The organism is Pseudomonas sessilinigenes, from assembly GCF_003850565.1.
Taxonomy (GTDB): Bacteria; Pseudomonadota; Gammaproteobacteria; order Pseudomonadales; family Pseudomonadaceae; genus Aquipseudomonas; species Aquipseudomonas sessilinigenes.
Map to the genome: position 1 here is coordinate 3,639,099 of NZ_CP027706.1, position 21,010 is coordinate 3,660,108.

Annotated in this window: 20 protein-coding genes; 6 read left to right on the top strand and 14 right to left on the bottom strand. The window is 61.5% G+C overall.

Annotated features, from left to right (window positions below; all coding sequences use genetic code 11):
- Positions 1–4: 4 nt before the first annotated feature.
- A complete protein-coding gene (locus tag C4K39_RS16765) occupies positions 5–1,003 on the bottom strand; it encodes an AraC family transcriptional regulator (RefSeq protein ID WP_068587556.1) in 999 nt (332 codons plus the stop codon).
- A gap of 335 nt (positions 1,004–1,338) precedes the next feature.
- Between C4K39_RS16765 and C4K39_RS16770 the strand changes: the two genes are divergently transcribed.
- The gene (locus tag C4K39_RS16770; protein ID WP_068587554.1) at positions 1,339–2,670 is read left to right on the top strand and encodes a dicarboxylate/amino acid:cation symporter; all 1,332 of its coding nucleotides are present in this window, start codon (positions 1,339–1,341) and stop codon (positions 2,668–2,670) included.
- Between the two features lie 146 nt (positions 2,671–2,816).
- Entirely contained in the window at positions 2,817–3,998 is a 1,182-nt protein-coding gene (locus C4K39_RS16775; protein ID WP_124347025.1) for a CaiB/BaiF CoA transferase family protein, read from the top strand.
- Between the two features lie 14 nt (positions 3,999–4,012).
- On the opposite strand, the gene C4K39_RS16780 is transcribed toward C4K39_RS16775, so the two are convergent.
- A complete protein-coding gene (locus C4K39_RS16780) occupies positions 4,013–4,507 on the bottom strand; it encodes a SprT family zinc-dependent metalloprotease (protein ID WP_068587550.1) in 495 nt (164 codons plus the stop codon).
- A gap of 165 nt (positions 4,508–4,672) precedes the next feature.
- Entirely contained in the window at positions 4,673–5,275 is a 603-nt protein-coding gene (locus tag C4K39_RS16785; protein ID WP_068587548.1) for a Yip1 family protein, read from the bottom strand.
- A gap of 292 nt (positions 5,276–5,567) precedes the next feature.
- Here C4K39_RS16785 and ttcA point away from each other — a divergent pair, with 292 nt between their 5' ends.
- Positions 5,568–6,392: a tRNA 2-thiocytidine(32) synthetase TtcA gene (gene ttcA, locus C4K39_RS16790; RefSeq protein ID WP_068587546.1), complete on the top strand. Its 825-nt coding sequence runs from the start codon at positions 5,568–5,570 to the stop codon at positions 6,390–6,392.
- Positions 6,393–6,440: 48 nt separating this feature from the next.
- Here ttcA and C4K39_RS16795 read toward each other — a convergent pair whose 3' ends face one another.
- The 7 genes from C4K39_RS16795 to arsC all read right to left on the bottom strand — a co-directional run bounded on the left by C4K39_RS16795 (position 6,441) and on the right by arsC (position 13,346).
- Positions 6,441–7,976, bottom strand: a complete 1,536-nt coding sequence (locus C4K39_RS16795) for an ArnT family glycosyltransferase (protein WP_124347026.1) — start codon at positions 7,974–7,976, stop codon at positions 6,441–6,443.
- Positions 7,977–8,089: 113 nt separating this feature from the next.
- Positions 8,090–9,823 (bottom strand): lipid IV(A) 4-amino-4-deoxy-L-arabinosyltransferase, encoded by a 1,734-nt coding sequence (arnT, locus tag C4K39_RS16800; protein WP_124347027.1) that lies wholly within the window; start codon positions 9,821–9,823, stop codon positions 8,090–8,092.
- Between the two features lie 259 nt (positions 9,824–10,082).
- Positions 10,083–10,802 carry a lipopolysaccharide core heptose(II)-phosphate phosphatase PmrG gene (pmrG, locus tag C4K39_RS16805; RefSeq protein WP_124347028.1) on the bottom strand — a complete coding sequence of 240 codons (720 nt, stop codon included), beginning with the start codon at positions 10,800–10,802 and terminating at the stop codon, positions 10,083–10,085.
- Between the two features lie 384 nt (positions 10,803–11,186).
- Complete coding sequence (locus C4K39_RS16810; protein ID WP_068587539.1) at positions 11,187–11,858, bottom strand: DNA-3-methyladenine glycosylase I; 672 nt, start codon at positions 11,856–11,858, stop codon at positions 11,187–11,189.
- Between the two features lie 117 nt (positions 11,859–11,975).
- Complete coding sequence (locus tag C4K39_RS16815; protein WP_068587537.1) at positions 11,976–12,398, bottom strand: DUF2069 domain-containing protein; 423 nt, start codon at positions 12,396–12,398, stop codon at positions 11,976–11,978.
- Complete coding sequence (gene wrbA / locus C4K39_RS16820; RefSeq protein ID WP_068587535.1) at positions 12,382–12,996, bottom strand: NAD(P)H:quinone oxidoreductase; 615 nt, start codon at positions 12,994–12,996, stop codon at positions 12,382–12,384. The genes C4K39_RS16815 and wrbA overlap by 17 nt, the downstream gene beginning before the upstream one ends.
- On the bottom strand, positions 12,993–13,346 hold the full coding sequence (gene arsC, locus C4K39_RS16825) for an arsenate reductase (glutaredoxin) (RefSeq protein ID WP_124347029.1): 354 nt from the start codon (positions 13,344–13,346) through the stop codon (positions 12,993–12,995). Before arsC ends, wrbA begins: the two co-directional genes overlap by 4 nt.
- 137 nt (positions 13,347–13,483) lie before the next feature.
- On the opposite strand from arsC, the gene C4K39_RS16830 reads away from it, so the two are divergent.
- Positions 13,484–13,945 (top strand): TlpA family protein disulfide reductase, encoded by a 462-nt coding sequence (locus C4K39_RS16830; protein ID WP_068587531.1) that lies wholly within the window; start codon positions 13,484–13,486, stop codon positions 13,943–13,945.
- 31 nt (positions 13,946–13,976) lie between these two features.
- Here the strand turns inward: C4K39_RS16830 and C4K39_RS16835 are convergent, their stop codons facing one another.
- The 4 genes from C4K39_RS16835 to C4K39_RS16850 all read right to left on the bottom strand — a co-directional run bounded on the left by C4K39_RS16835 (position 13,977) and on the right by C4K39_RS16850 (position 18,713).
- Positions 13,977–14,381 (bottom strand): META domain-containing protein, encoded by a 405-nt coding sequence (locus tag C4K39_RS16835; RefSeq protein WP_068587528.1) that lies wholly within the window; start codon positions 14,379–14,381, stop codon positions 13,977–13,979.
- Positions 14,378–14,815 (bottom strand): hypothetical protein, encoded by a 438-nt coding sequence (locus C4K39_RS16840; protein WP_068587525.1) that lies wholly within the window; start codon positions 14,813–14,815, stop codon positions 14,378–14,380. Before C4K39_RS16840 ends, C4K39_RS16835 begins: the two co-directional genes overlap by 4 nt.
- Positions 14,816–14,905: 90 nt before the next feature.
- Positions 14,906–15,895, bottom strand: coding sequence for a 2-hydroxyacid dehydrogenase (locus C4K39_RS16845; protein ID WP_124347030.1), 990 nt, complete (start codon positions 15,893–15,895; stop codon positions 14,906–14,908).
- A 64-nt stretch (positions 15,896–15,959) separates the two neighbouring features.
- Entirely contained in the window at positions 15,960–18,713 is a 2,754-nt protein-coding gene (locus tag C4K39_RS16850; RefSeq protein WP_124347031.1) for a response regulator, read from the bottom strand.
- Positions 18,714–18,926: 213 nt separating this feature from the next.
- Between C4K39_RS16850 and C4K39_RS16855 the strand changes: the two genes are divergently transcribed.
- The gene (locus C4K39_RS16855) at positions 18,927–19,649 is read left to right on the top strand and encodes a response regulator transcription factor (protein ID WP_068587518.1); all 723 of its coding nucleotides are present in this window, start codon (positions 18,927–18,929) and stop codon (positions 19,647–19,649) included.
- Positions 19,636–21,009, top strand: a complete 1,374-nt coding sequence (locus C4K39_RS16860; RefSeq protein WP_124347032.1) for a sensor histidine kinase — start codon at positions 19,636–19,638, stop codon at positions 21,007–21,009. The genes C4K39_RS16855 and C4K39_RS16860 overlap by 14 nt, the downstream gene beginning before the upstream one ends.
- Position 21,010: the final 1 nt, after the last annotated feature.

The following is a 21,010-nucleotide window of genomic DNA, read 5'->3' on the forward strand; positions in this document are numbered from 1 at the left end:
CGGGTCACTGGCTCCGGGCGCGATAGGCACCTGGAGTCAGGCCGGTCCACTTCTTGAAGGCCCGGTGGAAGGCCGAAGGTTCGGAAAACCCCAGTTGCTCGGCAATCTGCTGCAAGGACAGGTCGGCACGCCCCAGGTGGTAGATGGCGATGTCGCGCCGCAGCTCGTCCTTCAATTCCTGGAAGCTCAAGCCTTCTTCGCGCAAATGCCGACGCAGGGTCTGGGGGCTGACATGCATGTGCTGGGCGACGCTTTCCAGGTCGGGCCAGTGTTCGCGGTCGCGGGCCAGCAGGCGGCGCAGTTGGCTGCTGAGGCTGTCGCCCTCATCGGGTCGTGATAGCAGGTCGGCAGGAGAGCGTTCGAGAAAGTGCTTGAGGGTGCGTTCATCCTGCAACAGCGGCATGTCCAGGTAGCGGCTGTGGAACAGCAGGCTGCTGCACGGCTGGTCGAATTGCAGCGGGCAAGGGAATAGCAGGTCGTATTCCGCGCCGTGCTCGGGGCGTGGATAGCTGAAACCGGCCTGTTCCAGGCGGACCCGCTGGCCGATCAGCCAACTGCCCAAGCGATGCCAGATCACCAGCAGGCATTCGCTGAGAAAGTGTTCCGGGTCCCATAGCCCGGAGTCGTCCAGGCTCAACCTGGCCATGTCGCCTTCACGGGTCAGGCTCAAGCGCGGGGCCTGTGGGAATAAGCTATAAAATAATAATCCGCGATTGAGTGCCTTCTCCAAGGTACGGCAGTGGATCAGCGCATGGCACATCATGGCAAAGGTCCCAGGCTTGCTGGGGCCATCAGCGAATCCGAGGTACTCGTCCTCCAGCTCCAACCACAGTCGTTGCAGCAATTGGGCGAATTGCTCGGGAGCGATCCGGGCCTTGGGCTGGCTCAGCAGTTCGGGGCTGATCCCCAGCTGTTGCAGCAGCGGTAGATAGTCGTAGCCGCGGCGGTGTGCCCCGCCGAGGGCGGCGCGGGCAAAGTGGCTGGCGATAGTGCGTTCGCGCATGCGGGCTGGTCCGTCCGTTGAATGGTGGATCTTAGCGAGCGCTTCGACGAGGGAACAAGGCGGATATCCGCCAAATTGTAGGACGAGAATCGGTGGGTGGGCGGAAATCCGCCAGCTCAGCCGTAGCTCACTGGATGCAAAGTTTGGCTCTAACCCCTTGTTTTAAAAGGCCTCATTGGTTTTTTGGCAAGGTGGCACGAGCCTTGCGATAGAGCCTGCAGATCTGCCTGTGCGCAGTTCGACACAACAAATCCCTCCAGCGCAGGAGGGTTCGCACTTTAGGCACCGCATGCCGTGATGGAAGCAGCATGCCGGGGCTCTTGAGGAACTTTGCAATGACGACTCGTCAGCCACTGTACAAATCCCTGTATTTCCAGGTGATCGTTGCCATCGCCATCGGCATCCTGCTCGGTCACTTCTATCCCCAGACCGGCGTGGCCCTCAAGCCCCTGGGCGATGGCTTCATCAAACTGATCAAGATGGTCATCGCACCGATCATTTTCTGCACCGTGGTCAGCGGTATCGCCGGTATGCAGAACATGAAATCGGTGGGCAAGACCGGTGGCTATGCGCTGCTGTACTTCGAGATCGTCTCCACTATCGCCTTGCTGATCGGCCTGGTGGTGGTCAACGTCGTGCAGCCGGGTGCCGGCATGCATATCGACGCTGCAACCCTGGATGCCTCGAAAGTCGCTGCCTACGTGACTGCCGGTAACGAGCAGAGCGTGGTCGCCTTCATCCTCAATGTGATTCCGGCGACCATCGTCGGTGCCTTCGCCAACGGCGATATCCTGCAAGTGCTGATGTTCTCGGTGATCTTCGGTTTCGCCCTGCATCGCCTGGGCGCCTACGGCAAGCCGATCCTGGACTTCATCGACCGCTTCGCCCACGTGATGTTCAACATCATCAACATGATCATGAAGCTGGCTCCCCTGGGTGCGCTGGGCGCCATGGCCTTCACCATCGGTGCCTACGGCGTGGGTTCGCTGGTGCAATTGGGCCAGCTGATGCTCTGCTTCTACATCACCTGCGTACTGTTCGTGCTGGTGGTCCTGGGCGCCATCTGCCGCGCCCATGGTTTCAGCGTGGTCAAGCTGATCCGCTACATCCGTGAGGAACTGCTGATCGTACTGGGCACCTCCTCCTCGGAGTCGGCGCTGCCACGCATGCTGATCAAGATGGAACGCCTGGGCGCCAAGAAGTCGGTGGTCGGCCTGGTGATCCCTACCGGTTACTCGTTCAACCTGGACGGTACCTCGATCTACCTGACCATGGCTGCGGTGTTCATCGCCCAGGCCACTGACACCCACATGGACATCACTCACCAGATCACCTTGCTGCTGGTGTTGCTGCTGTCCTCCAAGGGCGCTGCTGGTGTGACGGGCAGTGGCTTCATCGTCCTGGCGGCCACCCTGTCGGCCGTGGGCCACCTGCCGGTTGCCGGCCTGGCGCTGATCCTGGGGATCGACCGCTTCATGTCCGAAGCCCGTGCCCTGACCAACCTGGTGGGCAATGCCGTGGCCACCGTGGTAGTCGCCAAGTGGGTCAAGGAGCTGGACGAAGACAAGCTGCAGGCCGAGCTGGCTTCCGGTGGCCGGGCCATTACCGACACCCGCGAAACCGATGACCTGGGCGTGGCCGAAGGCCCTGCGCCGAGCATCAAGTAAGCTCGATGAGCATGAAAAACCCGCTGCGGCGGGTTTTTTATTGCCTGGGCCTTGAGCGCAACGGTCATTGCAACTGACCGTTGCGGTGATTGTTGGGAGCTGGGAGCCTGCCTACTCTGAGGTCAGTCAATCAAGAGGAGAGGCACATGCAAGGGCCGTTGGCGTCACTCAAGGTACTGGATTTCTCCACCCTGCTACCGGGGCCGTTCGCTTCGCTGCTGCTGGCAGACATGGGCGCCGATGTACTGCGCATCGAGTCCTTGAGCCGCATGGACTTGCTGCGGGTCCTGCCGCCTCATGACCAGGGCGTATCGGCCAGTCACGCCTATCTCAATCGCAACAAGCGCAGCCTCGCCCTGGACCTGAAGCAGCCCGAGGCCCTGGAGGTGGTGCGGCAACTGGTGCAGGACTACGACATCGTCCTCGAACAGTTCCGCCCGGGGGTGATGGAGCGCCTGGGCCTGGGCTACGAGGCCCTGAAGGCGATCAATCCACGGCTGATCTATGTGTCCATCACCGGTTACGGTCAGACCGGGCCATACAAGGACCGCGCCGGACACGACATCAACTACCTGGCCCTGGCCGGCCTGGCCAGCCAGACCGGACGTAGGGACCAGGGGCCACTACCCCTGGGGATCCAGGCGGCGGATATCGCCGGTGGCTCCCTGCATGGGGTGATCGGTTTGTTGGCAGCGGTGGTCGCCCGCCAGCACAGCGGCCAGGGCCAGCATCTGGATGTGAGCATGACCGATTGTGCGTTCAGCCTGAACGCCATGTCCGGTGCTGGCTACCTGGCTTGCGGGGTGGAACCCGGGATGGAGCAGCAGGTGCTCAACGGCGGCAGTTTCTATGACTATTACCGTACCCGCGACGGGCGCTGGTTTTCGGTAGGCAGCCTGGAGCCGGTATTCATGCAGCAGTTGTGTCAGGCGCTGGGACGTCCGGAGTTGGCGGCCCAGGGCCTGTCGACCGTGCCGGAACAGCAGCAGGCCCTCAAGCAGGCCCTGCAGATCGAGTTCGAGAAGCACGACTTCGCCGAGCTTTGCCGGTTGTTCTCGGGCGTCGATGCCTGTGTCGAGCCCGTGCTGAGCCTGGCCGAGGCCGTGGTGCACCCGCAGTTGCAGGCTCGCCAGTTGGTCAGCCAGGTGCCTCGGGAAGACGGCACCGTGCAGGCGCAGATGGCTTGTCCGCTGAAGTTTTCCGCAGGCTTGCCCGAGCCGCGGCATATAGGGGTCAGGTTGGGAGCTCACTCGACCGAGGTCCTGAGCGAGTTGGGCTATGAGGCTGAGCGGATCGAAGCGCTACGGCGTAATCGGGTCATCGCCTAGGTGCAGGCGTGCGCTCACTCGATCCGGGTTTCACCGCTGTAAACCAGGATCTGCCGGCAACGCCGACACAGGTAGCGGCGGCCCTGGGCCACGAGTTTGTGGCGCTGGGCGGAGAACGGGAAATCGCTCTGGGCACAGGGGCAGCGGTAGATATAGCGGGTCACGCTGCGCCGCTGCACCTCGTAGGTATGGCAGCGATTGGGTGGCAGCTCGTACACCCCGCGCATGATCAGTTGCCACTCCTCGCCATGGGGCTGGATGCGGTCGCCGAACAGTTGATGGGCAATCAGGTGTGCCACCTCGTGGGCCACGGTCTGCTTGAGGAAGTCTTCGGCGTTTTCCCGATACAGCTGTGGATTGAAGCGCAGCAGGTTCTCGTGCAAATGCGCGACTCCGGCTTTCTGGCCGCGTAACTTGAGGCTGACCACCGGGCGTTTGAAGGAACGTTTGAAAAAGGATTCAGCAAGTAGGAAACAGTCTTCGACGCGGGTATTGAGTTGCTCGGGCATGCTTGGCGGTTCTCCAGAGCGGCTGAGTATGCCGCAAAGAGCGTGGAATCCGAATCGCCCAGGCGCCGAATGGTCATCGAGCCATCGCTGCGCAGAACCCTGAAATAGGCAGGCCGCCTTGCGGCGGCCTGTGCTGGCAGACAGAGGATTATTATTGGTGCGGCGTCAGTTGGTGTAGACGGGGCCGACGCCCAGGCCCCAGACAATCACGGTGAATGCCATGATCGCCACCAGTACCACCAGTCCCACCGCGAGCACCGAGCTGGAAAACAGGAATCCCTCGTCCGATGGGATGTTCATGAAGGTCGGCAAGCCGACGTAGAGCAGGTACACCGTGTAGCAGATGGCTGCCGTCCCGACGATCATCCCCAGCCACATGTGCGGGTACAGCGCCGCCAGGCCGCCGACGAATAGCGGTGTCGCGGTGTAGGTGGCAAACGCCACGCAGCGTGCCAGGCTCGGGTTGGCGTCATAGGTACGGGCCATCCAGTGGATGAAGGCCCCCATCACGGCCACGCCGCCCAGCATGGCCAGGTACGACATGATGGTCATCCACAGGGCGCTTTCAGCGGTCAGCATCACCGGCGCGCGGCTGCCGATGACCCAACCGACCTGGGTGGTGCCGATAAAGGCCGAGACCGCAGGGATCGCCGCCAGAATCAGCGTGTGGGTGAGGTACATGTGGCTGATGCTTTCCTCGGCATCGCCACGGATGTCTCGCCATTCCTGATCGGGGTGGGTGAAGAGTCCTACGACATGATGAATCATGGTCAGTCACTCCTTTATCGTTGCCATTGCCCCCCAACGGAGCGCTTACAGCCAAGTGGCACAGTCGGTACAGGTCTGTATGTGTGTGCGACCTTATGTCGCAGTATAGGGAGGAGTTTTCATCAAGTGTGTGCAGCTTTAGAGCAAATTGCGCTGTAAACGCCTGGGCTAATTGCCAGTGCCTCTGTTGCCTGAGTGGTAGTGGCCGCTGCTCGGGGGCGCTTTCATGGGGCTGGTGTTTTTGCGTAAAATGCTCGGCTTTTCGTCACACACCTCGCGGATTCCAAGCGCCATGGGCACTCTTACGGTCAACCAGAACAAACTGCAGAAACGCCTTCGCCGACTGGCGGGCGAAGCGGTCGCCGATTTCAACATGATCGAAGAGGGCGACAAGGTCATGGTCTGCCTGTCCGGCGGCAAGGACAGCTACACCATGCTCGATGTGCTGATGCACCTGCAGAAGGTGGCGCCGATCAAGTTCGAGATCGTCGCGGTGAACATGGACCAGAAGCAGCCGGGCTTCCCTGAGCACGTACTGCCGGCCTACCTCAAGGAACTGGGGATCGAGTACCACATCGTCGAGAAAGACACTTACTCGGTGGTCAAGGAGCTGGTGCCCGAAGGCAAGACCACCTGCTCGCTGTGCTCGCGCTTGCGCCGTGGCACCTTGTACACCTTCGCCGACGAGATCGGCGCCACCAAGATGGCCCTCGGGCACCACCGTGACGACATCGTCGAGACGTTCTTCCTCAATATGTTCTACAACGGCTCGCTCAAGGCCATGCCGCCCAAGCTGCTGGCCGACGACGGGCGCAACGTGGTGATCCGCCCGCTGGCCTACTGCAACGAGAAGGACATCCAGGCCTATTCCGATCTCAAGCAATTCCCGATCATCCCCTGCAACCTCTGCGGCTCCCAGGAAAACCTGCAGCGCCAGGTGGTCAAGGAAATGCTTCAGGAGTGGGAGCGCAAGAGCCCGGGACGTACCGAGAACATCTTCCGTGGCTTGCAGAACGTCATCCCGTCGCAACTGGCGGACCGCAACCTGTTCGACTTCACCAGCCTGCGTATCGATGACACAGCCACGCCGCGCTTCGTCAACCTGGTGAACCTCTAAGGCCAGCGTTGTGCCGTGCCTCCAGGAGAGCAGGCACGGCGCTTTCGTTCATGCCCCTGGCTGGCGGGGGATGAAGGCCATGTTGCCTTGCGCCGGCTTCTTGGCCAGTCGTTCGCCATTGGTGGGAAGGGTCGGGATCAGCTGGTGATCCTGGCCCAGGTAATCGAGCAACTGCGGCCCTTTCTTGCTCTGTGCCACGAAGATCAGCGTACGTTGGGGATCCCAATGCTGGCCGCTGGTCTTGTCCAGCCAGGCCATGAAATCGGCACTGCTGCCGGTCTTCGGGAAGTCCTGGGTTTGCGCCACATAGTAGAACGGCGTCCCCTGGTTCTGCAGGTACATCGGCAGCTTGTTATCGACCTCCACCATCACCATTCGCCACTGGTTCCAGGGGGCGATGCGACTCGCTTCGCTCCTCACCTGCGCCGCGAACTGGATCACCCCGCCGCCCCCGTTGCTCCAGGGATAGGCGATGCCCAGCACCAGCAGCATGACCATGGCCGCGCTGGCAAAGCCCAGGGTCCAGCCACGGCGTCGATCCTTGCCGCTGGCGCGTCCTTGTTCCAGGCGTCGGCTCAACCACCAGGCGGCCAGGAGCTGGGCAAAGGGTACAAGCGGCAGGACATAGTAGCTGCGCCGGCTGCCACTGGCGGTAAAGAACAGGAACAGCAGGCCCAGGGCCCACACCAACCAGCGTTCATTCGGTTGCAATTGGCGCCAGTGCCTGGCCGCCACCCATAGCGCGAGAACCCAGCAGGGAGCCCAGGGCAAGGTGTAGAGCGGCAGGTAGATCAGGTAGGTGTAGATCGGGCCGACATGGTCGAACGGATCGAAGAAACGCACCACGTTTTCGCGAAATACCAGGCTCAGGCCGCTTTCTCCCGAGTTTGGGGTGCCGTACAGGTGCGAAAGCATGAATGGCGTCATGTAGAGCAGCCCTGCGATCAGCAGGGCCAGGCATAGGCGCAGGTTGAGATGGCGTTTCCAGCGCCCTTGGTCGAGCAGGTGGGGCAGCAGGACCAGCCCCGGCAGGACAAAACCGATCAGGCCCTTGAACAGGGAGGTGGCCGCCAGTAACAGGAAGAACACGGTGTAGCGCCCTAGCCGGGTGTCCTCGGGACCGCGCCAGTACCACCATACCGCGGCCAACACCCCGCACACCGTGAGAATGTCGGCGGTTGCCACCCGGGCCCAGAAGGCGAAATAGAAGGTGGTAGCCAGCATCCAGCCGGCGATCAGGCCAGTGCCTTTGCGAAACAGCTGCTCGCCCAGCAGGTACACCAGCCAGATGCTCAGCCAGGCGGCGAGTACCGAGGACAGGCGCAGCGACCAATGTCCCAGTCCGCCCGTCAGCCAGGTGCTGGCGACAATCAGCCAGTAGGAGGGCAAGGGCTTGTCGTAATAGGGGCTGCCTTTGAGGTAGGGGTCGAAGTAATCACCGCTCTGCAACATCTGCAGGACGATGTTGGCCCAACGGGTTTCAGGGCCCCATAGCTCGCGCGAGCCGAGGCCAAGGAGCAGGATCAGGGCAGACACGCCGAGCAGCAGGACCAGGGCCTTGCGCTCACTGTTGCAGATCTTCATGGATATAGTTCCGTGGAAGGGCAAGTGTAGGGCGGTCCGTCGCCGTCTAGAGGGCAAAAAAAACGCCAGCGCCAACTGCGGTTGACGCTGACGGGGGCGTCAGGAGGTTCGAGTCAGGGCTGAAGCTGGGGCAGAATCAGGATCACGATGTTGCCTTGTACATAGCGCTTGCCACCCAGAGGCAACAGGGCCAGTTCCTGATTCTCCACCACGTCCTTGACCCGCATGACCACGCCTACCGACCCTTGTTTGCGTGCTTCGCTCATCCATTGGCCGACGTTTTCCATGCTGACCTTGCGCTGGATCGAGTCAGGGTACGTCAGGCCGTATTTCAATTCGCTTTCGGTGTTGTACAGCGCCACTTCAGGGCGTTGCAGTCTCCAGGCCAAGGCTGAGGCCGCGCCAAGGTCGTTGCTCAGCAGGGTCTTGGCCTGCTTGAGTTCTTCTACGTGTTCCTTGATGAACTGATCGGGCATCTCTCGGTGGACGATCATCGCAGGCATGCCAGCTGGCAGTAGGGCTACCAGCAACCAGATGCCCAGAGCCGGAGCGGCCCAATAATGCAGGGGCTTGGAGGCCGGTAGCAGGTTGGCAATGATCCAGCCCATGAGCATGATGAACACCAGGGACAAGCTGAGCATTTCATCGTGGCCATAGATTGGCCGGGTGATCTGCAGCACTACCAGTGTTACCAGTGCGCCTACGCCAATCAGGAGATTGAGCAGGCTGTTAAGGCGTATTTCCCGAGTCTTGCCTGCGCCGATTCGCTCGATTAGCGCATGCGCCATGAGAATGGCCAGGGGCAACAGGCACGGCATGATGTAGGTCGGCAGCTTGCCACGGCTGAGGCTGAAAAATACCAGTGGCAGCAACATCCACAGCAGCAGGAAACCGCTTGCAGCCTGGCGCTTGTCTTTCCAGGCCTGGATCATCGTGCCAGGCAGCAGGGCGGCCCAAGGCAGGCTGGAGGCGGCCAGCAAAGGCAGGTAGAACCACCAGGGACGGGTGTGCTGGGCATTCTCGGCAGCAAAGCGGCGGATGTGTTCATGCCAGAAGAAGAAGCGCCAGAAGTCCGGTTCATGGGCATGGATGCTCAATACCCAGGGCAGGCTGATGAGGATGGCGACCGCTACTGCGACCAGGCCATAGCGCAGCAGCTCACCGAGACGGCGCTGCCACAACATGTAGGGCAAGGCGATCAGTACCGGTAGTAGCCAGGCCAGGAAGCCCTTGGTCATGAAGCCCATTGCGCAGGCGGCGCCCAGCAGGGCCCAGGCCAGCAAGCGTGGGCGAGTACTCCGAGCATCCAGGGCGAACCACAGTGCGACCAGGCTCAGGTTGACCCATAAGGTGAATTGCGGATCGAGGTTGGAGTAGCCGGCTTGCCCGGCAATCAGGCCAAAGCTCATGTACAGCAAGGCGGCGGCAAAGCTCTTGCGTGGGTCGTTCCACATTCGGCGTGTGATGAGGAAGGCCAGGATCACGCTCAAGCCCGTGCTTACAGCTGAAGCGACCCGTACTCCGAACAGGTTGTCACCGAATACCGCCTGGCCGATCGCGATCATCCAATAACCGGCAATAGGCTTTTCGAAATAACGGATGCCCATGAAATGAGGGGAGACCCAGTCGCCGCGCAGGAGCATTTCCTGGCTGATCTGTGCATAGCGGGTTTCATCGGGGATCCACAGGCCGTGGGCGGTCAGTGGCAACAAGTAGAACAGGCCGAAGGCGAGCAGCAACAAAGGCAGTGCCCAGCGTTGGAGGATGCCGTATGTACTCCCGCCCACGGTATAGCCAGATGACGTGGTGCTTGATCCATAAGCTTGGGGTGGTGACGTGCGGTGCATTTGTGTCCTCGAAGTCGTCGGCAGATAGCCTGGGTGTTACTTGCAGCAAGTGCTACTGGTAGACCTGCTATTGATGTTGAATCTGTAGTTTCTCAAGCCGCAAAAGTTCGAGGCCATCGCACCGCTCTGGTGATGTGATCCCGTTGTAAGTTCTGTTGCTCGTTGTTCTGCTTAGTACAAGAATGGATAAAATCAATTAGGTAACTAACGAGTGTGTCTATTTGCTGGGAAAAAACTGTTGAGATGTTGTAAAAAAGCGTTACAAGTTGGTCGGTGAGTGTTCGATGGCCTGCTGCCAGTCTTCGGCACTGATGGTCCCCAGTATATGCAGCGTACCGTCACTGTTTTGGGTAACGAACAGCGAACTGTTGTACTTACTATGCAGGGCATGTTCGAAACCCAACTGGCTTTCCAGGTCGCTGATGCAATCACTGTGGGTGACCAATACCAAGTTACGCCTGGCGTTCTTGTGCGCCTTGATCACATCGCCGAAATCCGCACCGCAGTTGAGTAGCCAATCCTGGGTCGGCACTGCTTGGTTGAACATCAGGTCTGCTGTCTGTCGGGTGCGAGTGGCCGGGCTGCTGACGATATCGGTGGTTTCCAGGCCGAGTGAGCGAAACGCCCGGCCCAGCCCGCTGGAGGTGGTGCTGCCAAGCTGGGTGATGCCGTCGGCGGGGCCCAGGCAGGGATTGGCGGAGCGGTCGCACCGTTCGGCATGGCGTACCAGGGCGATTACCTCGCCGCTTTTCCAGTGGCGGTAGACGCCAGCGCTTTCCATTTGGTTGCCAACACCCAGGTCCAGAGGCGTTCCGGGCCACAGGACGAAACCGCTGACGAGGGCAGCGAGGGTTATCGCACTCGCCCAGGCGATGATCCTGCGGGATCGGCTTAGCGACGGACGCTGGGGAGGAGTACCGGGTTTAACAGTGTTGATCACTTCGCTTACCTGAACTGTTTTTGGATAAGGACTTGTCATTCGGGTTGGAGCTGGTGTTCTGAAAAAGACCGGTGTCGGGCCCGCCCTGCAATTGATGGCCAATTTAGGACCGGGCAAGTAGGCGAAGAGTGAAAGCAATGTGAAAAAAACGAATGAGCGATAGAGACTAGTTAAGAGTCTGACAGCCGTCGTTCAGGTTTTGACTGGATCAATGCTTTTTCGCCGGGCACGCACCACTGTTGACTGGTGGTCTTAATCGTTGTGGTAATTGCCGGATGAACTGTATCTGATCGGAAACAGTGGGTGAGAAATCCCCGCATTTAGTTCAGCTTATTGTCAGCTTGAATGATTGCGCGGGATGAAGAGGGAAGTTCCCTGCCCGTTGCGGGCAAGGAATCATGGAAGCGCCAGGGGGGGCAGTATTCAGTGATTGACCGTGTAGGCCAGCATTGCCGACAACTGGCAGAGCGGACGGCCGCTTTCCTGTTGCCATTGATTGAACACATCTTGTACCAGGGCCTGGTCGCGCTTGCTGCTGGGGACCTTGTCGATGATGTTCTGGGCATTGAGGGCGGCCACCACGTCCCAGGTGGGAATGAACGTGTCCTTGCCCACCATGCGCAGGAAGCGTGGAGCCGATAGTCCGCCCAGCTGATTGCCATGCTTGGCCAGGTACTGCCACAGCCCGGTGATGTCCTGTACCGGCCAGTCGGCGATGAACTGACCGAAGCTTGCGTGCTGCTGTTCCACATCGAGGATCATCTGGGCGTTGCGGGGCACGCTCTTGAGCTTGCCCAGGTGACGAATGATCCGTGTGTCCTGCATCAGGCGCTCAAGGTGCTCGGCCCCCATCAGCACCACCTTGTGAGGGTCGAAGCCGAAGAAAACCTGCTCGAAGGCCGGCCATTTGGCGTCCACCAGGCTGTGTTTCAGTCCGGCGCGAAACACTCGCAAGGCGAGGGTCGACAAATAGCGGTCGGCACTCAAGGCGCGTAGGGCGTCGTCGCTGGCGGGAGTCGGTAGCCGCTCCTCAAGGGCCGCTACGGAGCCGAAGCGGTTGAGACAGTATTCGTTGAGCCATTTGTAGTCGTGCATGCCTGCTCCGGGTCGGTTCGCAAGTGTCGTTCAGCGGGTTGCCCTGCAAGGTGGGTGGCAGGGTGCGGTTACAGGCACCCCGGGTGTGCAAGATTCCGGGGCTGCCTGGAGGCCGGATCAGGCCGGGTTGGCACCTTCGCCAGCAAGCCTGCGGTTGAGCTGGAAGCGCCAGCGTACGTAGAGCAGTGATGAGGTGAACACTGCAAGGCTGGCGAACATTTCCAGCAGGCCGAACATCTGGCGGTTGGGGTCGTAGGCGGCCAGGGCCCCCTTGATGAAGTACAGGTTGACCACGAAGCACATCCACGAATGGCCGCGGGCACTGCCGCTGAGCATGCCAGGAGCCATCAGCAGCAGGGGGATCAGCTCGATCAGCAGGATTACCCAGGGGCGGGCCCCGTGCAGGTCGGCTACCAGCAGGTAGTAGATGCCGAGCAGGCCCACCAGGCCAAAGAAACACACCAGGCTAAGGATGCGGGCAATCCGCACCCGGGGTTCCAGCCACTGTACTTCGGGCAGGATCTTAGGCTTCTTGGCCACGGTCGTTCCCCAGCTTTTGCGCGGTTTTTGCCACGCGCAGGCCCAGGGCCCGGCACAGCGCGATCTCATGTTCGTCCAGAGGGCTCTTGCCGTCGGCACCGGCATGATGACTGGCGCCATAGGGAGTACCGCCGCCACGAGTCTCCAGCAGGGCCGATTCGCTGTATGGCAGGCCGGTGATCAGCATGCCGTGGTGCAGCAGTGGCAGCATCATCGACAGCAGGGTGGCCTCCTGGCCGCCGTGCAGGCTGGCTGTGGAGGTGAACACGCCTGCCGGCTTGCCCACCAGGGCTCCGGTCAGCCACAGGTTGCTGGTGCCGTCGAGGAAGTACTTGAGTGGCGCGGCCATGTTGCCGAAGCGGGTAGGGCTGCCCATGACCAGGCCCGAACAGTGCTTCAGGTCGTCGAGGCTGGCATAGAGCGCTCCGCTGTCGGGAATCGCGGGTGCCACGGCTTCGCATTCGGCGGAAATGGCCGGGACAGTCCGCAGGCGTGCTTCCATGCCTGCCTGCTCGATACCCCGGGCGATCTGCCGGGCCATCTCGCTGGTGGAGCCGTTGCGGCTGTAGTACAGGACCAGGATGTACGGGGTGCTCAAGGCAGGATCTCCAGTACATTTTCTGGGGGACGACCAATGATGGCCTTGTCGCTGGTCTCCAGGACCGGTCGCTCCATGAGTTTCGGATGCTGGGCGATGGCAGAGATCAGCTGTTCTTCGCTGAGGCTGGTATCAGCCAGGCCCAGGCTCTTGTACTCGTCCTCACCGGTGCGCAGCAACTGGCGTGCGCTGAGGCCGAGCTTGCCCAGCAGAGCGCGCAGGCGAGTGGCATCCAAAGGGGTTTCCAGGTAGCGGACCACGGTCGGAGCCAGGCCGCGTTGTTCCAGCAGCTCCAGTGCCGCGCGGGATTTCGAGCAGCGTGGGTTGTGATAAAGCGTCAGGTCGGTCATGTGTGGGTCGCATCTTGCGTAAGGTGGCGGCTATTCTACCCGCGCGACCGGCTCTCCTGAACCTCGAGAGTCGATAGGTCGCAGCGATTATCGTCAGGTGATCATCTTTTAGACACTTTCAACGACAGGAAACAGGCATGACAAGGCAACTGGCTGCAGTATTGGCGATCATCACAACCCTGCTGCTAAGTGGTTGTGGCAACGATTACGGGGTCGACCAGCATGGCCAGAAAGTCGCTGCCGAACGCCTGGACAAGCAGTGGCTGGTGCTCAACTACTGGGCGGAGTGGTGTGGGCCATGCCGCACCGAGGTTCCCGAATTGAATGCCTTGAACGAGCAGCTCAAGGGGCAGGCGACCGTGCTGGGGGTCAACTTCGATAACGTGCAGGGCGAGGAGCTCAAGAGCGCCAGTGAGAAGCTGGGGATCAAGTTCACCGTGCTGGCCCAGGACCCGGCGCAGGTCTTCGACCTGCCGCGCAGCGAAGCGCTGCCGGTGACCTATATCATCGATGACAAGGGCAAGGTGCGTGAGCAGTTGCTGGGCGAGCAGACCGCGGCGGGAGTGCTGGCGAAGCTACAGGCGTTGCGCGGCCATTGATGGGCAAGCCTGTGTTACCACAGGCTTACTGTCAGCCTTCTTCCAGCCACCAGCGTAGCGGCTTGCCTTCGGCAGGCCAGAAGCGCACTTGCTCGATGGGCGAGATATCCCAGCGTTCGACGGTCTGCAAGGCCTGGAGAAAGCGTCGCTCCTGCTCCATCAACGCCGGAGCGCAGAGCTTGCGGGTGCTGCCGATCTTGCCGAAGGTGAGTTTTTCGCCATCCAGGGTATAGGGTGCGAACCAGTGGTTGCAGCCGCCATTGCCATAGGCCCGGCCATCCTCGCCGAGGGTGATGGTCAGGTGGCTGTAGTCGATGAGCGGGCGTTCACCGATCCATTCCAGGATATAGCTGCGATCCTGCTGCAACTTCAGCGGTTCGGCGGCGCAACCCAGCAGGCCGGCGCCGAATGCCACGGCCAGCGCCAGGCGTTTCATTGGCCGCTCTGCCGGCATTTCGGGCACAGGTGGCGCTCGCCTTCACTGCTCCAGCCAAGTTCGGCAATCCGAGCGCTGGCGGCGCTCTTGCGGGCCTTCTCGCCAAGCTTGGCGTCCACTGCGAACTCGAAGTCCAGCTGCACGGCGCAACTGTCGCAATTGACCTGCCATTGATGAATGGCCAACTCACCGAATACCGGGCCGCTGGCCACCGCAACCCATTGGCCGACCGGGTTGATCAGGTGGCGGACGGTGTCCACGGTCAGGCGCATGGACAAATCCTTGCTGCCTTTGAGGGTGACCACCAGCACGTCGTTGGCACGGATCGAGCCACCGTTGCCGGTGACTTGATAGCGGCCCGGTACCAGGGCACGGCATTCGATCAGGGTGTGTTGCGGGCTCATCAGGGTGTAGCGGAAATCGTGTTCGACCATGGGTCCTCCAAATCTGCCGCGTATGCTAGCACGGGGCCTGGCGTCTCAGGTCGCGGGCTGGCGACCTTCGATCAGGACACGGCGCCGGCTTCAGCCATGGACCAGGTTCTGTGGTTGCCCCGCGATCCAACGGGCGATGTTGTGCAAGGTGGTTTCGGCAATCGCCGCCAGGGCTTCGCGGGTCAGAAATGCCTGGTGCGCGGTGACAATCACGTTGGGAAAGGTCAGCAGCCTGGCCAGGACGTCATCCTGCAACGGCAGGTCGGAGCGATCTTCGAAGAACAGTTGGGCCTCTTCTTCATAGACATCCAGGCCCAGGTAGCCCAATTGGCCGCTCTTGAGAGCCTCGATCAGGGCGGGAGTATCCACCAGGCCGCCGCGACCGGTATTGATCAGCATCGCCCCTGGCTGCATCTGCGCCAGGCTCTGCGGGTTGATCAAGTAGCGGCTGGCGTCGGTAAGCGGGCAGTGCAGGCTGATGATCTGTGCTTGGGCCAGCAGTTCCGGCAGTTCCATGTAGCGCGCGCCCAGGGCTTGTACCGCAGGGTTGGGGTAGGGGTCGTAGGCCAGCAACTGGCAGCCGAAGCCGGCCATGATGCGCGCGAACGTAGCGCCGATCTGCCCGGTGCCGACGACTCCCACGGTCTTGCCCACGAGGTCGAAGCCGGTGAGGCCGTGCAGTGTGAAATCGCCTTCGCGTGTACGGTTATAGGCCCGATGCAAACGGCGGTTCAGCGCCAGGATCAAGGCCACGGCGTGCTCGGCCACGGCATGGGGCGAATAGGCCGGGACCCGCACCACATCCAGGCCCAGGCGTTTGGCTGCGGGTAGATCGACATGGTTGTAGCCCGCCGAACGCAAGGCGATCAGCCGTGTGCCGCCGGCAGCCAGTTGTTCGAGCACCGGTGCGCTCAAGTCGTCGTTGATAAAGGCACAGACCACTTCATGACGCTCGGCCAGGGGCGCGGTATCCAGGCTCAGGCGGGCGGCCTGGAATTGCAGTTCGATGCCGGCCGGCAGAGGGGCGTCGAGAAAGCTCTCGCGATCATAGTTCTGGCTGCTGAAAAGAATCGTACGCATGGCTGCATCCTTGTTCGAAGGCGCCCAGGATGATGCCGGGACGCCGGGCGGTTCTTGCCCTGGATCAGGCCTTGACTCGTGCTTCGCTGTTCAGGCGGTCGATGGCATGGTCCAGCTCGTCCAGGGCAGCGAAGGCCTTGGCATCCTCCTGCTTGAGCAGGGTTTCGCTGCGCTGGCAGGCGGCACGCAACTGCGGTACTCCGCAATATCGGGTGGCGCCGTGTAGCCGATGGACCCGTTCGATGAGGGCGCTGTGGTCATTGGCTGCTCGTGCGGCATTGATCGCCTCGCGGTCGGCCTCCAGGGACGCCAGCAGCATGGCCAGCATGTCGGCTGCCAGATCGGCTTTGCCTGCTGCCAGGCGCAGGCCTTCTTCCTGATCCAGCACCTGCAGCTCCAGGCTCAGTTCCTGGCGTTCGCCGGGGCGCTCTGCCCCCTGGTTGCGCAAGGCCAAGCCGGTCCACTTGAGAACTACCTGGGCCAGCTGGCGTTCGCTGATGGGCTTGGTCAGGTAGTCATCCATGCCGCTTTGCAGCAGGGCGCGCTTTTCGTTGGCCATGGCGTGTGCCGTCAGGGCGACGATGGGCAGCGGCGTACCGTGGCGCTCGCTTTCCCATTGGCGGATGGCCTCGGTGCTTTGCCGACCGTCCATGCCAGGCATCTGTACGTCCATCATTACCAGGTCGAACGGCTCCTGCTGGATGGCATTCAAGGCGGCAAAACCGTTGTCCACCGCCTGGACCTTGGCACCCATGTCCTGGAGCAAGGTCTGGATCAGCAGCAGGTTGGCCGGGTTGTCATCTACGCACAGCACGCGCGGGGCACGGCTGGAGATACTTTCTTCCGGCTCGGTACGAGGTCGGCGTGGCGTGACCAGGTCGGACAGCGCCCGGCGCAGCTTGCGAGTACAAGCAGGCTTGGCCTGCAACTGGCTGTGGGGATTGGGCACTGACAGTTGGAAGAGCGACTGTTCGGTGGTCGGGCACAGGACAAGCACCTTGCAGCCCAGGTGTTCCAGATCCCAGATGTGCTGGCTCAGGCGCTCGGGCGCCATGTCGTTGGTGGTGATGCCGAGCACCGCCAGGTCAATGGCCTGGTCGCTCTGATGGACGCCGGTAATGCCGTTGGTCAGGGCTTCCAGGGTATTGAAGGGTGTTACTTCCAGTCCGCAGTCTTCCAACTGGTGCTGCAAGGCCTGGCGGGCCAGCTCGTGGTTTTCCAGGACGGCCACGCGCCGTCCCAGCAGTGGCGGTGCAGGCAGGTCCTCGGCGTCGTCGCGAGCCTTGGGCAGGCTCAGGCTGATCCAGAACTCGGAACCTTCCCCAGGCGTGCTGTCGACGCCGATCTCGCCACCCATCTGTTCGATCAGGCGCTTGGAAATCACCAGCCCGAGGCCGGTACCGCCGGGTTGCCGCGACAGCGAGTTGTCGGCCTGGCTGAAGGCCTGGAACAGGGCGCGGACATCCTGGTTCGACAAGCCGATGCCGGTGTCCTGGATGCTGATACGCAGTTGCACGCTGTCTTCGTGTTCTTCCTCGAGCATGGCCCGGGCGACGATGGTGCCTTCGCGGGTGAACTTGATCGCGTTGCTGACCAGGTTGGTGAGGATCTGCTTGAGGCGCAGCGGGTCGCCCACCAGCGAGAGAGGCGTGTCGCGGTATACCAGGCTGACCAGCTCAAGCTGCTTGGCGTGGGCCGCTGGAGCGAGGATGGTCAGGGTGTCTTGCAGCAAGTCCCGCAGGTTGAACGGGATGTTGTCGAGGACCAGCTTGCCGGCCTCGATTTTCGAGAAGTCGAGGATTTCGTTGATGATACCCAGCAGGCTGTCGGCAGATTTCTCGATGGTGCCCAGGTAATCCAGTTGGCGCGGGGTCAGTTCGCTTTTCTGCAACAGGTGGGTGAAGCCGAGGATGCCGTTGAGCGGCGTGCGGATTTCGTGGCTCATGTTGGCCAGGAACTCGGATTTGATCCGGCTGGCTTCCAGGGCCTCCTTGCGTGCCAGGTCCAGCTCGATGTTCTGGATCTCGATAGTCTCCAGGTTCTGGCGCACGTCTTCCGTGGCCTGGTCGATGCTGTGCTGCAATTCTTCCTGGGCATTTTGCAGGGTGCTGGCCATGCGATTGATGCCCGAGGCCAGGTCATCCAGCTCCTGGCTGCCCAAGGGTGGCAGGCGGGTTTCCAGGTTGCCGTCTTTCAATTGCGTCACGGCTAGCTTGATCTGGCTCAGCGGGTTGTTGATGGTCCGTCCCATGCGCACCGCCAGCAGGGCAGTGAGGGCCAGGCCGGAAGCGATCAGCAGCAGGCTGGCGAACAGGCTGCGATATCCACGCAGCAACATGCCGCTATGGGACAGCTCCAGCTCTACCCAGCCCAGGAGGCGGTCGGACTCATCGGGAATCAGATCGCCCGCAAGATTGCGATGACGGCCGAAGACTGGCATCTGGTAGCGGGTCGCGTCGTTGCCGCTGCGTTGCACCATGTGCGTGCTGTTACCCGCTGGTGCTGGATTGAGCATGCTGGGCCCGGCATGGGCGATGAGCGTACGATCCGGGGCCAGCAGCGATACCGCGCGCACGTCCTCTTGTTCCAGGGCCTGGGTGGCGATGCGCTCAAGCATCTGGGTATTGCGATTGCCCATCGCCGGTGCCACCAGCGAGGCCAGTTGCTCGGCGATCATTTCTCCGCGCTGCAACAGTTGAGTCTGCAGGTCCGAGAGCTGCATCCAGGTGAAGTAGCCGCCCAGCACCAGGGCCATCAGGCTGGTGGGTAGCAAGGTCAGCAATAGTACGCGGCCTTTGATTCCCAGTTTCTTGAGCACGCAACTCTCCTGCTTCCACGCGATTTTGATAGGTCGAAGGGCACGTCCATGATGTGCCGCTTGCGCAGTGTAACGATTTGCCGAAGGTCAATCTTGGCAAATTGTTTCGTCGACGCTGGCAGGAATTCAGAGGCGTGAGCAATCAAGGCATTGGTTGCCGTGATCCGGGCAATCTTGAATAATCGCTCAACTGAGAATCACTTGCACAAGCCAATGACTCCCGTATCTGTTGATCCGCCCCGTATCCTGGCCATTGAAGACGACCCCATACTCGGTGCCTACGTGCATGAGCAACTGGAGCGTTGCGGCTTTGCCGTGACTTGGTGCCGTAACGGCCAGGAAGGGCTGGACGTTGCTCTCCAGCAGCCTTTCGATGTGTTGCTGATGGATATCCTGCTACCGGGGATGGATGGGCTGACGGTGCTGACCCATTTGCGCAAGAGCCACTCGACCCCGGTGTTGTTGATGTCTGCCCTGGGAGCGGAGGCCGATCGCATCAGCGGTTTTCGCCTGGGAGCCGACGACTATCTGCCCAAGCCCTTCAGCATGGCCGAGCTGCGAGTGCGGATCGAAGCCATACTGCGGCGAGTGGCCCTGGATCGCCGACCCATGCCGCTGGCCCCCAGCAGTTGTGTCCAGAACCTGCGTTTCGATGATGAGCTGTGCGATGTGTTCTTTGCCCAGCAATGGGCCGGTCTGACTCGCAGTGAATATCGCTTGCTGGAGACGCTGCATCGCAATGCCGATGAAGTCTTGAGCAAGGCCTTCCTCTACCAGCATGTCTTGCAACGCGGGTACGCGGCCCATGATCGCAGCCTGGACATGCACGTCAGCCAGATTCGTCGCAAGCTCAAGGCCCTGGGCTACGGCGAGCGTGAGCTGCGCACTGTATGGGGCAAGGGCTACGTATTGAGTGCCGCCGATGAACTGGCCTGAGCTACCGGGCCGGCATTCGGTATTCTGGAAGCTGGCATTGCTGCTGGTCGCTTTTTGCCTGCTGATGATCTGGCTGAGCTGGTCCTGGGGGCGCTATGTCGAGCAAAGGAATCTCTACCTTTCCGATGAGGCCCGGGCCACCCTGAGGGCTTATGCCCGAGAGGCCGAGCAGGCCTGGAAGAGCGGCCAGCAAGCCGGCGTCGACGTCTGGATCCAGCAAATGGCCGACCGGGAGAAGACCTGGGTCGGGGTCATCGGCAGCGACCTGCAATCGTTGAGCAGTTATCCCTTGAAGCCGATGGAGATCCAGCGCCTGACGTTCCTGCGAGGCGCCGACTGGCCGGTGAGCCGGCATGCCCGGAACTTGCCCTGGCTGAAGATCGCCTTTCCCGATGACCCCTCTGCCGGCAGCCTGGTGATCGAGCTGCCCCAGCGCTTCATGCCTGGCCGTTATCGGCTGTTCTGGCAGGTCATGACCAATGGCGTGATCCCTGGTTTCTTCACCTTGCTGCTATGTGTCGGCCTGTACCGCCTGCTGGTGGTGCCGCTCAACCAGCTGCGCGAACAGGCCAATGCCTGGCGAGCGGAGCAGCTCAATGTCCGGCTTTCCAGCGAAACCACCTTGCGCAAGGATGAGCTGGGGGAATTGGGGCGGGCTTTCGACCAGATGTCCGAGCGCTTGCAAAGTACCGTCGCGACGCAACAGCAGCTGTTGCGGGATCTGTCCCATGAGCTGCGCACCCCTTTGAGTCGGTTGCGGGTGGCCTGTGAAGGTGAACAGGACTTGTCGGCCTTGCGCGAGCGCCTGGGGCGCGAGATCGACGGTATGCAGCGCCTGGTGGAAGACAGTTTGCAACTGGCCTGGCTGGATACCGAGCGGGCACCCCTGGCCGAGGAACAGATCCAGGTCCAGGCGCTGTGGGAAATGCTCAGCGAAAATGCCTGCTTCGAAAGTGGTTGGTCACCACGGCAATTGCGCTGCGAGCTGGTGGGCGATTGCTGGGTGCGCGGGCACCTCAATACCCTGGCCCAGGCCTTGGAGAATGTCCTGCGCAATGCCATCCGGCACTCTCCTGCCGGTGCCCAGGTCACGCTGGATGGGCGGCTCGAAGGGGAGTACTGGCACCTGTGGCTGGATGATCAGGGCAGTGGGGTGGCCGAGCAGGACCTGGAGCGGATTTTCGCAGCGTTCACCCGCCTGGATGGTTCGCGCCCAGGAGATGGCGGCTTCGGCCTGGGGTTGAGCATCGCGCGCAATGCGGTGCATCGCCAGGGCGGACAGATCTGGGCGCAGAACCATGGACAAGGATTGCGTATTCACCTGCGCTTGAGAGCCGCAGCGTCGCAGGTTACAGCCTGAC

Bases quoted from the DNA above. Each gene is read 5' to 3' on its own strand.
- C4K39_RS16845 (WP_124347030.1), bottom strand. From the start codon at position 15,895: ATGCGTACGATTCTTTTCAGCAGCCAGAACTATGATCGCGAGAGCTTT.
- arnT (WP_124347027.1), bottom strand. From the start codon at position 9,823: ATGCACCGCACGTCACCACCCCAAGCTTATGGATCAAGCACCACGTCA.
- C4K39_RS16770 (WP_068587554.1), top strand. From the start codon at position 1,339: ATGACGACTCGTCAGCCACTGTACAAATCCCTGTATTTCCAGGTGATC.
- C4K39_RS16830 (WP_068587531.1), top strand. From the start codon at position 13,484: ATGACAAGGCAACTGGCTGCAGTATTGGCGATCATCACAACCCTGCTG.
- C4K39_RS16840 (WP_068587525.1), bottom strand. From the start codon at position 14,815: ATGGTCGAACACGATTTCCGCTACACCCTGATGAGCCCGCAACACACC.
- C4K39_RS16810 (WP_068587539.1), bottom strand. From the start codon at position 11,858: ATGCACGACTACAAATGGCTCAACGAATACTGTCTCAACCGCTTCGGC.
- C4K39_RS16780 (WP_068587550.1), bottom strand. From the start codon at position 4,507: ATGCCCGAGCAACTCAATACCCGCGTCGAAGACTGTTTCCTACTTGCT.
- C4K39_RS16765 (WP_068587556.1), bottom strand. From the start codon at position 1,003: ATGCGCGAACGCACTATCGCCAGCCACTTTGCCCGCGCCGCCCTCGGC.
- arsC (WP_124347029.1), bottom strand. From the start codon at position 13,346: ATGACCGACCTGACGCTTTATCACAACCCACGCTGCTCGAAATCCCGC.
- C4K39_RS16835 (WP_068587528.1), bottom strand. From the start codon at position 14,381: ATGAAACGCCTGGCGCTGGCCGTGGCATTCGGCGCCGGCCTGCTGGGT.
- C4K39_RS16785 (WP_068587548.1), bottom strand. From the start codon at position 5,275: ATGATTCATCATGTCGTAGGACTCTTCACCCACCCCGATCAGGAATGG.
- pmrG (WP_124347028.1), bottom strand. From the start codon at position 10,802: ATGACAAGTCCTTATCCAAAAACAGTTCAGGTAAGCGAAGTGATCAAC.
- ttcA (WP_068587546.1), top strand. From the start codon at position 5,568: ATGGGCACTCTTACGGTCAACCAGAACAAACTGCAGAAACGCCTTCGC.
- C4K39_RS16855 (WP_068587518.1), top strand. From the start codon at position 18,927: ATGACTCCCGTATCTGTTGATCCGCCCCGTATCCTGGCCATTGAAGAC.
- C4K39_RS16775 (WP_124347025.1), top strand. From the start codon at position 2,817: ATGCAAGGGCCGTTGGCGTCACTCAAGGTACTGGATTTCTCCACCCTG.
- C4K39_RS16860 (WP_124347032.1), top strand. From the start codon at position 19,636: ATGAACTGGCCTGAGCTACCGGGCCGGCATTCGGTATTCTGGAAGCTG.
- C4K39_RS16795 (WP_124347026.1), bottom strand. From the start codon at position 7,976: ATGAAGATCTGCAACAGTGAGCGCAAGGCCCTGGTCCTGCTGCTCGGC.